13 protein-coding genes are annotated in these 16,128 nt (G+C 41.2%); 10 read left to right on the top strand and 3 right to left on the bottom strand.

The window, feature by feature from the left end:
• Positions 1–179 precede the first annotated feature (179 nt).
• The 3 genes from dapD to map form a co-directional block, all read right to left on the bottom strand.
• Positions 180–1,211, bottom strand: a complete 1,032-nt coding sequence (gene dapD / locus FR932_RS20755) for a 2,3,4,5-tetrahydropyridine-2,6-dicarboxylate N-succinyltransferase (RefSeq protein WP_019442077.1) — start codon at positions 1,209–1,211, stop codon at positions 180–182.
• Positions 1,212–1,367: 156 nt separating this feature from the next.
• Positions 1,368–3,983, bottom strand: coding sequence for a bifunctional uridylyltransferase/uridylyl-removing protein GlnD (gene glnD / locus FR932_RS20760; protein WP_019442078.1), 2,616 nt, complete (start codon positions 3,981–3,983; stop codon positions 1,368–1,370).
• 89 nt (positions 3,984–4,072) lie between these two features.
• On the bottom strand, positions 4,073–4,912 hold the full coding sequence (gene map / locus FR932_RS20765; protein WP_019442079.1) for a type I methionyl aminopeptidase: 840 nt from the start codon (positions 4,910–4,912) through the stop codon (positions 4,073–4,075).
• A 498-nt stretch (positions 4,913–5,410) separates the two neighbouring features.
• On the opposite strand from map, the gene rpsB reads away from it, so the two are divergent.
• The 10 genes from rpsB to FR932_RS20815 all read left to right on the top strand — a co-directional run bounded on the left by rpsB (position 5,411) and on the right by FR932_RS20815 (position 16,105).
• The gene (gene rpsB, locus FR932_RS20770; RefSeq protein ID WP_019442080.1) at positions 5,411–6,139 is read left to right on the top strand and encodes a 30S ribosomal protein S2; all 729 of its coding nucleotides are present in this window, start codon (positions 5,411–5,413) and stop codon (positions 6,137–6,139) included.
• A gap of 106 nt (positions 6,140–6,245) precedes the next feature.
• Complete coding sequence (gene tsf / locus FR932_RS20775; protein ID WP_019442081.1) at positions 6,246–7,124, top strand: translation elongation factor Ts; 879 nt, start codon at positions 6,246–6,248, stop codon at positions 7,122–7,124.
• A gap of 77 nt (positions 7,125–7,201) precedes the next feature.
• Positions 7,202–7,939, top strand: a complete 738-nt coding sequence (gene pyrH / locus FR932_RS20780; protein WP_026032195.1) for a UMP kinase — start codon at positions 7,202–7,204, stop codon at positions 7,937–7,939.
• Positions 7,940–8,090: 151 nt separating this feature from the next.
• A complete protein-coding gene (frr, locus tag FR932_RS20785) occupies positions 8,091–8,648 on the top strand; it encodes a ribosome recycling factor (RefSeq protein ID WP_019442083.1) in 558 nt (185 codons plus the stop codon).
• A gap of 90 nt (positions 8,649–8,738) precedes the next feature.
• On the top strand, positions 8,739–9,509 hold the full coding sequence (gene uppS / locus FR932_RS20790) for a polyprenyl diphosphate synthase (RefSeq protein WP_019442084.1): 771 nt from the start codon (positions 8,739–8,741) through the stop codon (positions 9,507–9,509).
• A 56-nt stretch (positions 9,510–9,565) separates the two neighbouring features.
• Entirely contained in the window at positions 9,566–10,462 is an 897-nt protein-coding gene (locus FR932_RS20795) for a CDP-archaeol synthase (protein WP_019442085.1), read from the top strand.
• Positions 10,463–10,474: 12 nt separating this feature from the next.
• Positions 10,475–11,671, top strand: a complete 1,197-nt coding sequence (gene ispC, locus FR932_RS20800; protein ID WP_019442086.1) for a 1-deoxy-D-xylulose-5-phosphate reductoisomerase — start codon at positions 10,475–10,477, stop codon at positions 11,669–11,671.
• Entirely contained in the window at positions 11,668–13,023 is a 1,356-nt protein-coding gene (rseP, locus tag FR932_RS20805; protein ID WP_019442087.1) for a sigma E protease regulator RseP, read from the top strand. The genes ispC and rseP overlap by 4 nt, the downstream gene beginning before the upstream one ends.
• Before the next feature lie 36 nt (positions 13,024–13,059).
• Complete coding sequence (gene bamA / locus FR932_RS20810; RefSeq protein ID WP_019442088.1) at positions 13,060–15,510, top strand: outer membrane protein assembly factor BamA; 2,451 nt, start codon at positions 13,060–13,062, stop codon at positions 15,508–15,510.
• Positions 15,511–15,607: 97 nt separating this feature from the next.
• Positions 15,608–16,105, top strand: coding sequence for an OmpH/Skp family outer membrane protein (locus FR932_RS20815; protein ID WP_019442089.1), 498 nt, complete (start codon positions 15,608–15,610; stop codon positions 16,103–16,105).
• Positions 16,106–16,128 lie beyond the last annotated feature (23 nt).

Consider the following 16,128-nt stretch of genomic DNA (forward strand, 5'->3'; position numbering starts at 1 on the left):
GAGTGGACTGTCATGATATGGAGGTTAATGATACGATTAACTGAATTATTCGACTCACTTCATGAGCCGAATAGGAATGTATTCGACTCATCTATGCTGCTAACTGATTTTAAAGCACAAAAATGCCCAGCATTGCTGGGCATCATTATTTACTTAACACTACAAACTATGACTAAAAATTAGTTATTTGAGTGTAGCTCTGCGTTTAGTTCAACCGCTGATTTATTGGTTAAGCATTCAATTGTGCCCGTGATTGAGTTACGACGGAATAACAAGTCATCTTTACCGGCTAAATCACGCGCTTTCACGACTTCAACCGCTTGGTTGTTTGCATCTAGCATTTGTACTTTAGAACCCGCTGTAATGTATAAGCCTGATTCAATTGTGCAACGGTTACCCATAGGGATACCTAAACCAGCATTTGCGCCTAATAAGCAGTTTTCGCCCATCGAGATAACTAACTGACCACCGCCACTTAATGTACCCATGATAGACGCGCCGCCACCGATATCAGAACCGTTACCAACCATGACACCGGCAGAAATACGACCTTCAACCATGCTCACGCCTTCAGTACCGGCGTTAAAGTTAACAAAACCTTCATGCATGATAGTCGTACCTTCACCAACGTGTGCGCCTAAACGTACACGTGCAGTATGGGCAATACGAACACCAGTCGGTACCACGTAGTCTGTCATTTTAGGGAATTTATCCACACAGCTTACCGTTAATACTTCACCCTCAAGACGCGCTGCTATTTGACGGTCTGCCAGTTCAGGTAAATCGATAGGGCCTAGGTTTGTCCAAGCGATGTTATGCAGTAGACCAAAGATACCGTCAAGTACAGTACCGTGTGGTTTCACTAAACGGTGTGAAATCAGCTGTAGCTTTAAATAGCCTTCAGCAACTGATGCTGGTTTTTCGTCAGTTGCCAGAATCACAAGTACTAATGGCTGTTTGCTGTTTGCTGCTGCAGTTGCAAATTTAGCGTTAGCCGCATCATCGTTTGCAGTGAATGCAGCAGCAAGTTGTGTTGCTTGAGCAGGCGTTACTTCAATAACTTCATTTTTACCTTGATAAGTAACGATCTCGCTAATATCAGCAACCAATTTATCACTTGGGTTTAGTAGCGGATTAGGGAAAAAAGCTTCGATAATTTTACCTGCAGTGTTTTTAGTTGCACTACCGAAAGCGAGTGAAAAAGTTGCCATAGCTGAGAAATCTCCATTTAGAATAAAGGCGTGATATTCATACATCACGCCGGATCTGAGTATTTATTTTTTATCAATAATAAAATATTACTGTTAGTTCTATCACATTTCGCTTTGTGGTTTCAAAGAAAATGATGATTGTTATTTTTCGATCAGTTAGCTATCGGCTAATTCGGTGATTAGATTATGACGTAATTCCGCTTGCTGTTCTGGTGATAAAGGTTGATTATTATTACCGGAAATAATAAAGAAATCCTCAGCGCGTTCACCAATTGTTGAGATTTTAGCATTATGTAAGACGATATTTTCTGAGCTTAATATCGCGCTAATACGCGCTAGTAACCCAGGCGTATCCAAGGTGATGATCTCGACAAAGGTACGTTTTTTCTTGGTGGCTAAAAACGTGACTTTAGTTTTTACCGAGAATTGCTTTATTTGTCGTGGAATACGCTGCTTTCTTAATACTGGCGCTTTAGCCTCTGTTAACACTGTTTCTAATGATTCTTGTAATGCGTAAACGCGATCAGCGGCGAGGGTATCGCCGGTTTGATCTAAGATCACGAAACTATCGAGCACATAGCCATTACGACTTGAAGTGATCTTAGCATCATGAATGTTTAAGCATTTATTACCTAATGCAGAAACAGCAGAGGAAAATAGATGTTTATTTTCTTTCGCATAAATGAATACTTCATTACCACCACGGGTACTATTTTGACTGATGAGCACCAAGGGCTTGCTTGGATCTTGATGATTCAAAATTCCTGTCGTGTGCCAACAGATCTGACCCGGATCGTTACGTAAAAAATACTCGGAGCGGAATGTGGCCCACAAGGCTTGGATCTGTTCGAGACTAAAGCTGCTATTCTCTAAAAAAGCTAACGCAGTATCTTTGTTGTGACGGATCCTGAATTTAGCATCTAATGGGTTTTCTAAACCGCGGCGCAGCGCTTGCTGTGTGAGGAAGTATAATTCACGTAGCAATGAACCTTTCCAGTTATTCCATAAGGTATCATTGGTCGCGCAGATATCGGCAACCGTGAGGCAATAAAGGTAATTTAAATGCTCTTGATCGCCAATAGTACGGGCAAACTCAGTAATGATTTCAGGATCATGAATATCACGGCGCTGCGCAGTAACCGACATTAATAAATGGTATTTTACTAATCGCGCAACGAGTTTACGATCGGCTTTGTTGATACCGTGTTTCTTACAAAAAGCACGAACATCAATAGCGCCAATTTCGGAATGATTACCTTTTTGACCTTTACCTATGTCATGAAAAATAGCCGCGATAAGTAACAATTCGGGCTTTTCTAAGCGCGGGTATATCTCACAGCATAACGGGTGTGTTTCTTTGGTTTCATCACGCTTGTAAGAATCAATGATTTTGACTAAACGATGGGTATGTTCGTCGACAGTGTAATTATGAAATAGATCAAATTGCATTTGCCCTAAAATACGACTCCACTGTGGAATGTAAGCTGCAATAACACCGTGTTTATGCATTAGCGTCAGTGCTAAACCACTGGCGTTAGGATGCTTAAGCAATAGCATGAATTGCTCTCGACATTCGGGGATGTCTTCTAACCACATGGTGAGTTTACGTCTGGCGTCACGGAGTTCACGTATGGTGCCAGCATAAATACCAGTGATATGTTTGTTATCTGCAATATGGCAGAACAGCTCAATAATAGCACTGGGACGACGGGTAAATAGATCGGTGCTGGTGGTATCAATTAAACTGCCACGGAGACGGAAATCGGCGGTGATGTTACGTACATCCATACCGACGTGCCCGAGGATCGCCTGATTAAAAAGCTGTAGTAGCATTTCATTGAGCTCGGTAACACGACGAATAGTTTGGTAAAATTGTTTCATCATGGTTTCAACAGCATGATTACCATCGCCGTTATAACCTAACGCGTCCGCAACGGTTGTTTGGCGGTCGAAGAGCAAGCGGTTATCACAACGCTTTAGTCCAAGGTGTAGGGCAAATCTAACCCGCCATAAAAAATTCTGACAATCTTCCAGTTCGCGGTATTCACCTTTGGTTAAAAAACCATGGTTAGTTAATTCTAAAAAGCTGTTAGAGCCAAAGTGACGGCGGGTGATCCACAGGATAGTTTGTAAATCGCGTAATCCACCTGGGCTGCTTTTTAAATCTGGCTCTAAATTGTATGAAGAGCCTTTAAATTGATGATGTCGAGCAAGTTGTTCTTCATGCTTGGCTTGGAAAAAATCTTGGCTTGGCCAGAATGTTTCCGGATCTATAATGTCTTGTAGTTGTGCATAAGTGTCTTCCGAGCCTGTGATCAAGCGCGATTCTAATAGGTTGGTCGCAATTGTGATGTCGCCCAAGCCCTTCTCTAAACACTCTTCGATAGTGCGAACACTGTGTCCGACCTCTAAGCGCAGATCCCATAACATGGTGATAAAGAGCGATATAGCCTGCTCTTGCTCTGTGGTTAAGGTTGTCGTCGTGGTGATCAGCAGATCTATGTCTGATTTAGGGTGCAATTCGCCACGGCCATAACCGCCGACGGCAACCAGTGCTAATTCCGAATGTGTGGATAAGGTAAACTTTTGCCAAAGACGATTCAACAATTGGTCCATGTATTCTGCGCGGCAAGATACTAACGCAATAATATCATCGCCATCAAAGAAGCGCTGTTCAAGCCAAGACTGAAACTCTTGCATGTGTGTTTTACAATGACTAAGGGTTAACTCTTCATCTGCGAGTAATGCGGGAACATATTGAGTTGTATCCATACGACGCCTTCCTGGAGTTCGATAGAAAAATGGGAACTGCAGGCGCGGTTCCCATGTGAACTAATTTTAAAATGAGTGTTTATCTACAATTAATTTTTTAAGATACGCGGGATTGTTTCTTCGTCACGTAATGTTAGGATTTCACAGCCGTCTTTAGTCACGACAAGTGTGTGCTCCCATTGCGCTGAATTTTTATTATCTTTTGTTAGTACAGTCCAATGATCATCAGCAACTACGTTGTGTTTTTTACCTGCGTTAATCATAGGTTCAATCGTGAAACACATGCCTTCTTTAAGCACTAGGTTTTGATTACTCTCGTTGAAGCGAGATTTGTAATGTAATACTTGTGGTTCTTCATGGAATTTGTCACCAATACCGTGACCACAGTATTCTTCTACGATTGAGTATTTACGTGTCGGGTTCGCTTTATTGTGCGCTTTGATTTTTTTCTCAATGATTTCACCTATACGGCTTAATCGCGCACCTGGTTTGACTTGACGTAAACCTTCATAGAGTGCTTCTTGTGAGATGCGGCATAATTGCTTATCACGCGGAGATACTTCACCGATGAAAAACATTTTTGATGTATCGCCGTGGAAACCATTTTTGATCACTGTGATATCCATATTCAGGATATCGCCATCTTCTAGCGGGCGATCATCTGGCACACCGTGGCACACAACGGTGTTGATTGATGTACAGATCGATTTTGGAAATGCAGTATCATCGTTTTCATCATAGCTTGGGTAATACAAAGGCGCTGATAATGCGTCGTTTGCTAAAGTGAATTCATGACAACGGTCATTTAATTCCTGAGTGGTCACCCCAGCAACTACAAACGGTTCGATCATTTCTAGTACTTGTGCTGCTAGACGACCAGCAACACGCATTTTTTCGATTTGCTCTTCAGTTTTAATGACTACGCTCATTTTTCACTCTTCAATATATAGAATATAGATGTTTTGTTTATGACTATATTGTAACGCTAATGCGAGTGATAAGCATAAATTTTTTTGTAATTCAAAGTCTCATTATCAAGTGCTGACTATTTATAGCTGTTTTGCTGGTAATTTATAGCGTAATTAATTTATTTATAGGCAGGATAAATCCTCATGAAAAACGATAATTAAGGTGATGATTAGCGTTATTCAATCGTATAAATGAAAAAAAATCGCGTGACAAAAATTTGTGCTATTTATCTGTATATGGTATAAAGCGCGCAATGAATTAACAAATTTCTGTTACAGGTTGTTTATTAACTTCATACACACATATTTTATATAAATCACACACACATCGGCACATTTATCGGGGTGCTTTTGCTTTGTTTGGTAACTGTTTGATTATCTTACTATTACTTAGAAGTTGAAGTCGAAAAAATGGGATGTGTGGAGGCCTAACCCCATACAAAACAAAGGAAATTTATAATGGCTACTGTATCAATGCGCGATATGCTACAAGCTGGTGTTCACTTCGGTCACCAAACTCGTTACTGGAACCCAAAAATGAAGCAATTCATTTTCGGTGCTCGTAGTAAAGTACATATCATCAACTTAGAACAAACTGTACCTATGTTCAACGAAGCTCTTGGTTTCATCAAAAGCGTTGCAGACAAAAAAGGTAAAGTTCTTTTTGTTGGTACTAAAAAAGCTGCTGGCGAAACAATCAAAGAAGCTGCACTTTCATGTGACCAGTTCTACGTTGATCACCGCTGGTTAGGCGGTATGTTGACTAACTGGAAAACAGTTCGTCAATCAATCAAACGTCTAACTACTCTAGAAGCACAATCACAAGACGGTACATTCGAGCAACTTACTAAGAAAGAAGCTCTAATGAACACTCGTGAAATGGAAAAACTAGAGAAAAGCCTTGGTGGTATCAAAACTATGGGCGGTTTACCTGACGTTATCTTCATTATCGATGCTGACCACGAGCACATCGCTATTAAAGAAGCTAACAACCTAGGTATCCCAGTAGTAGCTATTGTTGATACAAACTCAAACCCAGACAACATCGATTTCGTTGTACCTGGTAACGATGATGCGATCCGTGCTATCAAACTTTATGCAGGTGCTGTAGCAGCAACTGTAAATGAAGGCCGTAATCAAGACATCGCTGCACAAGCTGAAAGCGACTTCATCGAAGAAGCTAAATAATAGCTTTTCGATTTGATCGATGCTCTTATTAACTAAGTGCACTATTTAGTTAGCAGGAGCCATATGGCTCCTGTTTTTTTTTGTATAAGAATTGAGGAAATTACCCATGGCAATTACTGCTGCAATGGTTAAAGAACTGCGCGAACGTACAGCTGCAGGTATGATGGATTGTAAGAAAGCGCTTGTTGCTGCTGAAGGCGACATGGAATTAGCAATCGAGAACATGCGTAAATCAGGCGCTGTTAAAGCGGCTAAAAAAGCTGGTCGTATTGCTGCTGAAGGCGTGATCAAAACTAAAGTTGCTAACGGCGTTGCTGTTCTAGTTGAAATCAACTCAGAAACAGATTTCGTAGCAAAAGATGCAAGCTTCCTAGCATTTGCTAACCAAGTTGTTGAAGTAGCTCACGCTGGTGAATTCGATTCAGCTGAAGCACTACTAGCTGCTAAATTTGATGCTGAATTAACAGTTGAAGAAGCGCGTGCTAACCTTATTGCTAAAATTGGCGAGAACATCAATGTTCGTCGTTCAGTTGTAGTTAAAGGTGAAAACCTAGCTGAATACGTACACAGCGGTACTATCGGTGTTGTTACATCACTTAAAGGCGGCGACGCTGAATTAGCTAAGAAAATCGCTATGCACGTAGCAGCAGCTAAGCCTGAATTCGTTAAACCTGAAGATGTACCAGCTTCAGTTGTTGAAAAAGAAAAAGCGATCCAAATCGACATCGCAGTGAACAGTGGCAAACCACAAGAAATCGCTGAGAAAATGGTTGTCGGTCGTATGAAGAAATTTACTGGTGAAGTGAGCCTTACAGGTCAAGCTTTCATCATGGAACCTTCAAAAACTGTTGGTCAACTTCTTAAAGAAGAAGGCGCAGACGTTGAAACATTTATCCGCATCGAAGTGGGTGAAGGTATCGAGAAAGCGGAAGATGATTTCGCCGCTGAAGTTGCAGCTACAGTAGCAGCAGCAAAAAAAGCATAATTTAATCATTGCTTAAGATTTAATATAGACCGCGGCTTAGGCTGCGGTTTTTCCACAATTAGGATAAAGAGATCATGATGACTACCAACCCGAAACCTGCATATCGTCGTATTTTATTAAAGCTTAGTGGTGAAGCTCTAATGGGAGAAGAAAGCTTTGGTATTGACCCTAAAGTTCTAGATCGCATGGCGCAAGAGATTAAAGAAATTGTTGAGTTAGGTGTTCAAGTTGGTTTGGTTATTGGTGGCGGTAACTTATTCCGTGGTGCAGGTCTTGCTGAAGCGGGTATGAACCGTGTAGTGGGCGATCACATGGGCATGTTAGCAACTGTGATGAATGGCTTAGCAATGCGTGATGCACTACACCGTGCTTATGTGAATGCTCGTTTAATGTCTGCAATTGAATTACGTGGTGTATGTGACAGCTACAACTGGGCTGAAGCAATTAGTTTATTAAAAACAGGCCGAGTAGTAATCTTCTCTGCTGGTACAGGTAACCCATTCTGTACAACTGACTCGGCAGCATGTTTACGTGGTATTGAAATTGAAGCTGACATTGTATTGAAAGCGACAAAAGTTGACGGCGTATACTCTGAAGATCCAGTTAAAAATCCAAATGCTGAATTTTACGATACGCTTGAGTATCGTGAAGTTGTAGAAAAAGAACTTAAAATCATGGATCTATCTGCATTCACTATGGCGCGCGATCATAATTTACCAATGCGTGTATTTAACATGACGAAGCCAGGTGCTTTACGCCGTGTTATTATGGGTGAAGCTGAAGGCACATTGATTTCAAATGCAGCAAAGAAATAAAACTGAGTCTCAATTTCAGTAAATAAATACAATAGTTTAAAGTTTAGGGGGATTATAACAAGACCTCTAAATTGAATTGATTTACACTATGTCAGTTAATTCTCATAGTTAAAGCAGTGTTTGTACTGCCAATAAATTTAAGGAAGACGTTGTGATCAACGAAATTAAAGATGACGCTCAGACCCGTATGGGCAAAACTATCGAAGCACTAAAAGGCCAATTATCTAAAGTACGTACTGGCCGTGCACATCCAAGTATCCTAAACGGTATTACAGTTTCTTACTACGGTGCTAGCACACCGCTTAACCAAATTGGTAACGTAGGTACTGAAGATTCTCGTACACTAAGCATTACAGTATTTGATGCAACTATGGTTCAAGCTGTAGAAAAAGCAATCATGATGTCTGATTTGGGTCTTAACCCACAATCTGCTGGTACGAATATCCGTATTCCATTACCTGCACTAACTGAAGAACGTCGTAAGAGCTTAATTAAAGTTGTTCGCCATGATGCAGAGCAAGCACGTGTTGCTATTCGTAACATTCGTCGCGATGCAAACGGCGACATTAAAGGCTTACTAAAAGAAAAAGAAATCGGTGAAGATGAAGATCGCCGCGCACAAGATGAAGTGCAAAAACTGACTGATGTTTATATCAAGCAAGTTGATACAGTATTAGCAGATAAAGAAAAAGACTTAATGGAAGTGTAGTTTCGATTCCACTTTTAAGACGCCGTGTTTCGATGCGGCGCTTTAGATTTTAATGGATAAAGAAAGTATTTTTAATGGATAAAGACAGTAATGGTAAACTCAAGCGAACTCGAAGCGTTAGTTAATGACTCGAAACCTAAGCATGTTGCAATCATTATGGATGGCAACGGCCGTTGGGCTGAGCAGCGTGGCAAAATACGTGTTAAAGGCCACCATGAAGGTGTTAAGTCTGTTCGTCAAGTTGTAAGTAGTGCATTAACTATGGGAATTGAGTCGTTAACGCTATTTGCATTTAGTAGTGAAAATTGGCGCCGTCCGGAAGCTGAAGTGAGTGTGCTGATGAAATTATTCATGACAGTACTGACACGAGAAGTTAAGAAATTACACAAAAATCAAATCCGCCTAAAAATCATTGGCGATGTATCTGCATTTAGTCCTGCTATTCAAGCCAAGATTACTGAGGCTGAAACGTTAACACGTAACAACACCAAGCTCATACTTAATATTGCAGCCAACTACGGCGGTCAATCAGATATTGCCAATGCAGCAAAACAGATTGCTATCGCGGTTAAAACTGGGGCTGTGAGTATCGATGAAATTGATGATAAAATGCTCGGGCAACATATTGCCATGGCTGACCAAGCAGCGGTCGATTTGATGATCCGTACTGGTGGCGACCACCGAATTAGTAACTTTTTGTTGTGGCAACTCGCGTATGCAGAATTATTGTTTACTGATACCTTGTGGCCAGATTTTGATAGCGCCGCTTTTGAAGATGCCATCTTTAATTTTGTAAACAGAGAACGTCGTTTTGGCGGTACTGGTGCTCAGATCAGAGCGATCTTAACGAAGCAGCAATAAACACATATATAAACGTTTAGATATTGTCTGAACGTTTTTCAATAGGAGAACAAGTTTTGCTCAAGCAACGAATCACGACTGCATTAATTTTAGCGCCCCTAGCGCTTGCCGCTATTTTTTTGTTACCGCTGCAATGGTATGCACTAGCTATCGCAGGTGTTTTTATACTCGCAACAAAAGAGTGGGCTGTATTGGTTGATAAAAACAATACTAAATTACCGAACGCCCTCATTGTCGGTTATTCACTTATTTTGGGTGCTTCATTATTAGTTATCCCACCTGACGTACGTAATATCTGGCAAGTCAGTGCTGGTGAAATTGTCTTAGTACCCTTAGTCAGTGCTATTTTAAGCATTGGTGCGATTTGGTGGGTTATTTGTGCAGGCTTAGTATTAACTTATCCTAATAGTGCCAAAGCATGGACTAAGAATACATTCGTGAAAGTTGTTTTTGGTATTGTGACATTAGTGCCATTTTTCTGGGCGATGTTAGCACTGCGTTCTTTTGATTACGCGCATGACCAACAGTCTGGTGCATGGTTAGTGATGTTGGTGATGTTCTTGGTGTGGGGCGCAGATTCAGGTGCTTATTTCACCGGTAAGAAATTTGGTAAAAATAAATTAGCACCAAAAGTAAGCCCGGGTAAAACACGAGAAGGCTTTCTTGGTGGTGTTGCTGTGTCGATGATTATTGCGTTAATTGCTGCCGTTGTGATGGCTGTTTCACCTTCAGGGGAACTTGATAGCACCAAGCTTGTCATAGTTTTGTTCACGTGTTTTGTTACTTCAATTTCATCAACATTAGGTGATCTTAATGAGAGTATGTTCAAACGTGAAGCGGGCGTAAAGGACAGTGGAACATTATTACCTGGCCATGGTGGCATTTTAGATCGTATAGATAGTTTAACGGCTGCATTACCGGTATTTGCTGTTATTTATTTAGTTTGTTTTTAAGGGAGCGTTACTGTGATTGGATTAACGATACTGGGTGCAACCGGCTCGATCGGTAAAAGTACCCTTGCTGTTATTCGTCAAAATCCTGAGCGCTTTCGGGTACTGGCTTTAACCGCTAATAGTAATGTTACTGAGATGCTGGCGCAATGTTTAGAGTTTAAACCTTGTTATGCAGTGATGCTTAATGACGGTGCTGCGAGCCAGTTAGCGCAACAACTAAAATCACTTAACTGTTCTACTGAAGTGTTATCAGGGCGCGATGCTCTATGCCAGGTTGCCGCGCTTGATGAGAATGATATGGTGATGGCTGCGATTGTTGGTGCTGCTGGACTGATGCCAACCTTAGCTGCTGTACGTGCTGGTAAACGTATTTTACTGGCAAACAAAGAAGCGTTAGTGATGTCTGGTGCTTTGTTTATGGATGAAGTAAAAGCCAGCGGCGCTGAGCTATTACCGATTGATAGTGAACACAACGCCATATTCCAGGCTATGCCTGTAGCGGTGCAAAATAACCTCGGGTTTTGTGATCTGATTGCAGAGGGGATCAGTAAGATCCTGTTAACCGGTTCTGGCGGACCATTTCGCTATAGCAATATTGCTGACTTGGCAGCAGTGACTCCTGCACAAGCTTGTGCACATCCTAATTGGTCTATGGGTCAGAAGATCTCAGTAGACTCTGCGACTATGATGAATAAAGGCTTAGAGTATATCGAGGCTAAATGGCTGTTCAATGCGGATGAATCTCAGATCCAAGTGGTTATCCACCCCCAGTCAGTGATTCATTCTATGGTGCAATACACAGATGGTTCAGTATTAGCCCAGATGGGTGAACCGGATATGTGTACCCCAATTGCCCACGCAATGGCTTATCCAAAACGTATTCCTTCAGGTGTTAAACCGCTCGATTTTTTCGAGATGGGTGAACTGACTTTCTTGAAACCTGATTATACGCGTTACCCTTGTTTGAAATTAGCGATTGATGCGTGTTACCAAGGTCAAGTGGCAACAACAACATTAAACGCGACCAATGAGGTTGCGGTTGATGCCTTCTTAACCGGACAAATTGGTTTTACGGATATAGCCCGTGTAAATGCGACGGTTTTGGAAGCTTTAACTTTTTCTGAAGCAAAAAGTATTGATGCATTGATTGAGATTGATGCAATGGCGCGAATTGACGCCCAACAAACAATAAGCAGAGTAACAAAATGATATCGTCTTTATGGAATCTAGGTGCATTTATTGTTGCCCTAGGTATTTTAGTTGCTATACATGAATTTGGTCATTTTTGGGTCGCCCGTCGTTGTGGTGTTAAAGTATTACGTTTTTCGATTGGTTTTGGTAAAACCATCTGGATGCGCACCGGTAAAGATGGCACTGAATATGCGGTAGCGATGATCCCCCTTGGTGGCTTTGTGAAGATGCTCGATGAGCGTGTGGATGATGTACCTGAAGAATTAAAATCGCAATCGTTTAACCGCAAACCTGTATTAGCGCGGATCGCCATTGTGGCCGCTGGGCCATTAGCTAATTTCGCGTTAGCGATTGTGGCATTTTGGTTTATGTTCATGATCGGTGTGCCGAGTGTAAAGCCTGTGATAGGCGAAGTTGTCCCGCATTCTGTAATGGCTGACGCTGGCGTTACAAATAAAGCGATTATTACCGCAATTGACGGTCAAAAAGTGCAAGATTGGAACGACGTGAGTCTTAAACTGATTGAGCATATGGGCGAACCGTCAATGGTGATGCAGTTATATTTAGAGGAGACGAATTATACCGTTTCTCGACAGGTTGATCTTAGTGAGTGGCAGTTTGATCCGGAGCGTGAATCACCGATCACAAGTATGGGATTAACACCTTACCGACCTGCCGTGAGTCAAGAACTGGCTGAAGTCATTAAAGGCGGAGCCGGCGAAAAAGCGGGATTGCTCGCGGGTGACAAAATAATTGCCATTGCACAACAGCCAATTGATAGCTGGGCGATGCTGGTAGAGAAAGTACAAAATAGTCCAGATCAAACATTAGCGGTAAGTATACTGCGTAATGGCCAACAACTAGAATTAACAATGACACCAAAAGGCAAAACGGGTACTGATGGTTCATTTAAAGGTTATTTAGGCGTTGCACCTGTTGTAGCCAGTTATCCTGAAGATTATCTTGTTGATATTCAATATGGTATTCTAGATTCAGTGCAACAATCGGTGGAGCGTACTTGGCAGTTAACCGCGCTTACCTTTAAGATGATAGGTCGCTTAATTACAGGTGACATTTCGCTAAATAACCTAAGTGGCCCTATTTCTATTGCCAAAAGTGCTGGTGCCAGTGCTGATTATGGTTTGGTTTATTTCTTAGGTTTCTTGGCTTTAATTAGTGTTAATTTAGGCTTAATGAATTTAATGCCACTGCCAGTACTAGATGGTGGTCATCTAGTGTATTACACATTTGAACTTATTACTGGTCGACCTGTATCTGAAAAGATCCAAGAGTTCGGTTTTAAAATCGGTTCAGTCATTATTATGCTACTAACGGGACTTGCCTTATTTAATGACTTTGCTCGTTTATAAGTCATTGAATTGCGTTTTAGGGATTATTTACTCAGAATGATAATTAATAAATATTTAGCTGGAGCACTTCTTTCAAGTGCTTGCCTGCTTACAAGTACAGCAGCAATTGCGAATAGCTTCATTGTTGACGATATTCAAGTTGAAGGCTTACAACGTGTAACGCTTGGTGCAGCATTGTTGAATATTCCGCTGCGAGAAGGCGATAGCGTTAGTCGCAGTGATACCGCTCTAGCGGTGAAAAAGCTGTACGAATCAGGTAACTTTGATGATATCGAATTATATCGTGATGGCTCGACACTGGTCTTTAAAGTAACGGAATTACCGACTATTAGTAGCATTGAGTTTGTTGGTAATGAAGCGATTCCTGAAGAACAATTACAAGAGAGCCTGAATTCATCGGGCATTCGTGTTGGCGAGCCTATCGACCGTACTATTATTCGTTCGGTAGAGCAGGGCTTACAGGAATTCTATTATGGCGCAGGTCGTTATAGTGCAAAAATAAATACCATTATTACCCCATTACCACGTAACCGTATTGATATTAAATTTAGCTTTGTTGAAGGTAAATCAGCGGAAATTAAACAGTTAAATATCTTAGGTAACACGGTTTACTCGACAGCAGAATTAAAGAATATATTTGATCTGAGTGATCATACGCCGTGGTGGAACTTTATGGCCGATCAGCAGTACCAAAAACAAATGCTGGCGGGTGATTTAGAAAAACTACGTAGCTATTATGTTGATAAGGGTTATATCCGTTTTAAAACCGAATCAACGCAAGTATCAATGACACCGGATAAACAAGGCATTTATATCACCCTTAAAGTGGATGAAGGTGAGCAATATAAACTGGGCCATATTGTATTAACCGGTGACCTGTTAGGCAAAGAGCAAGAGTTACGTGGTTTATTATCGCTGAATTCAGGTGAGCTTTACAGTGGTGCAAGTGTGACTGCCACGGAAGAGAGCCTTAGCCGTTATTTAAGTCGTTTTGGTTATGCGTATCCAAAAGTATCGACGTATCCAGAAATCAATGACGAAGACCATACTGTTAATCTGACGATTGCGGTTGAACCGGGTCCACGCATCTATGTGCGCCGCATCAACTTTGCTGGTAATGATGTGACGAAAGATGAAGTACTACGTCGTGAAATGCGTCAAATGGAAGGTACTTGGTTATCTAATCGTTTAATTGATCGTTCTAAAACTCGTCTCAATCAACTTGGTTTCTTTGAAACGGTAAATACCAATACCGTGCGTGTACCGGGTGAGCCAGATGTGGTTGATGTCAATGTACAAGTGAAGGAACAACCCGCAGGCTCATTTAATGCTGGTATTGGTTATGGTTCTGAATCGGGCTTGAGTCTAAATGCTGGTATTCAGCAGGACAATTTCTTTGGTACAGGTAACAAAGCTGGTATCAGTGTCAGTACCAATGATTATTCAAAAAATGCTAGCTTAAATTATACTGACCCGTACTTTACGGTTGATGGTGTGAGCTTTGGTGGTAAGGTCTATTTCACTGATTTTGAAGCATCAGAAGCGGATATTGTTGATTATAACAACCGTACTTACGGTGTGTCGGGTACATTAGGTTTCCCAGTAAATGAAAATAATACCCTGAGCTTTAGTTTAGGTTATGAGTGGAATAAGATCTCGCAAACGACGACTTATGCGCAAACCCAAATTTTTTGGGACATTTATGATAAAGACTTTGATGCCGATGGTAGTTTCGTGGTATTCCAAGGTTTTGATGTGTCTGCATCTTGGCGCCGCCGTACGCTAAACCGAGGTGTGTTTGCTACATCAGGTTCAGAGCAAAAAGCTAACTTTACCATGACGGTACCGGGCTCGGATGTACAGTACTTTAAAATGAGTTTTGATAACAAGTATTATGTGCCGATCTCAAGTAACCACCGCTGGTCGTTCTTGATGCGTGGTCGTGTTGCTTATGGTAATGGTTATGGAACAACGTCAAATGGCGATGATCATGTCCTACCATTTTATGAAAATTACTATGCCGGCGGTTTCTATTCGGTACGTGGCTTTAACAGCAATACCATTAGTCCAAAAGGTATACAGACGACACCAGGTACAGGCGGTAACGGTGGTAATAACGAGTATGTAGCAACGGATTCTTCAGTTGGTGGTAATGCGCTAGCAACGGGTAGTGTTGAGTTGATTTTCCCAACGCCGTTTTTAAGTGAAGAATATGCCAACCTTGTACGTACCACGGTATTTGTTGATGCCGGTTCAGTATGGGACACTGAATTTAGTTCAGATGATTATCCAAGCGGAAGTTGCTCAAGCAATTGTGAATATTTTGGTGACTATTCAGACCCTGCGCGCATACGTGCTTCTTTAGGTGTCAGTTTACAGTGGTTATCACCCATGGGCCCATTAGTATTCTCGCTTGCAACACCATTGAAAGAATACGAAGGCGACAAAACAGAAGTATTCACTTTTAATATTGGTAGTACTTTCTAAGTAATTTAAAGTGTTTTCTAAGAATATATAATGCAATAAATGCGTACGTGCAGAATGAGGACGTACGCCTTAAGTTTAAATCTAATTAGGGATTAAAATGAAAAAAATTATTAAAGCAACCGCATTAGCATTGGCGCTTGGCGCATCGTTTACAGCAAGTGCAGCGGGTTATGCTGTTGTTGACGCAGGTAAGATCTTACAACAGTTGCCGCAACGTGAAGCGATTGGTAAACGCTTGAATGAAGAATTTCAAATACGAGCTGTTGAACTTAATAAATTGCAAAAAGAATTGGTAGCATTAAACGAGAAGCGTCAACGTGATGCGGCGTTAATGACACCACAAGAACAAACGAAACTGGTTAGAAAATTAGAAGAATTAGATGCGCAGCTCAAATTAAAGGGCAAGGCATTTAAAGAAGATCAACAGCGCCGTGGCCAAGAAGAAAATAACAAACTATTAGTGTTATTGCAGCAAGCTATCGAAACTGTGTCTAAGCGTGATGGTTATGAATTAGTGTTGACTAAGCAAGCGGCTTTGTTTGTTGATCCAAAATTAGATATTTCAGACAAAGTTATTCAAGAATTAAGCAAGTAGCTATATTTAAAGTCATAAGAATT

Origin of the sequence: Moritella marina ATCC 15381 (assembly GCF_008931805.1) — a bacterium.
In the GTDB taxonomy this organism is placed as follows: domain Bacteria; phylum Pseudomonadota; class Gammaproteobacteria; order Enterobacterales; family Moritellaceae; genus Moritella; species Moritella marina.

What these genes read in the sequence shown, in the direction of transcription:
- FR932_RS20815 (WP_019442089.1), top strand. Translation starts at nt 15,608, where the DNA reads ATGAAAAAAATTATTAAAGCAACCGCATTAGCATTGGCGCTTGGCGCA.
- glnD (WP_019442078.1), bottom strand. Translation starts at nt 3,983, where the DNA reads ATGGATACAACTCAATATGTTCCCGCATTACTCGCAGATGAAGAGTTA.
- pyrH (WP_026032195.1), top strand. Translation starts at nt 7,202, where the DNA reads ATGACTACCAACCCGAAACCTGCATATCGTCGTATTTTATTAAAGCTT.
- uppS (WP_019442084.1), top strand. Translation starts at nt 8,739, where the DNA reads ATGGTAAACTCAAGCGAACTCGAAGCGTTAGTTAATGACTCGAAACCT.
- map (WP_019442079.1), bottom strand. Translation starts at nt 4,912, where the DNA reads ATGAGCGTAGTCATTAAAACTGAAGAGCAAATCGAAAAAATGCGTGTT.
- dapD (WP_019442077.1), bottom strand. Translation starts at nt 1,211, where the DNA reads ATGGCAACTTTTTCACTCGCTTTCGGTAGTGCAACTAAAAACACTGCA.
- tsf (WP_019442081.1), top strand. Translation starts at nt 6,246, where the DNA reads ATGGCAATTACTGCTGCAATGGTTAAAGAACTGCGCGAACGTACAGCT.
- rseP (WP_019442087.1), top strand. Translation starts at nt 11,668, where the DNA reads ATGATATCGTCTTTATGGAATCTAGGTGCATTTATTGTTGCCCTAGGT.
- bamA (WP_019442088.1), top strand. Translation starts at nt 13,060, where the DNA reads ATGATAATTAATAAATATTTAGCTGGAGCACTTCTTTCAAGTGCTTGC.
- rpsB (WP_019442080.1), top strand. Translation starts at nt 5,411, where the DNA reads ATGGCTACTGTATCAATGCGCGATATGCTACAAGCTGGTGTTCACTTC.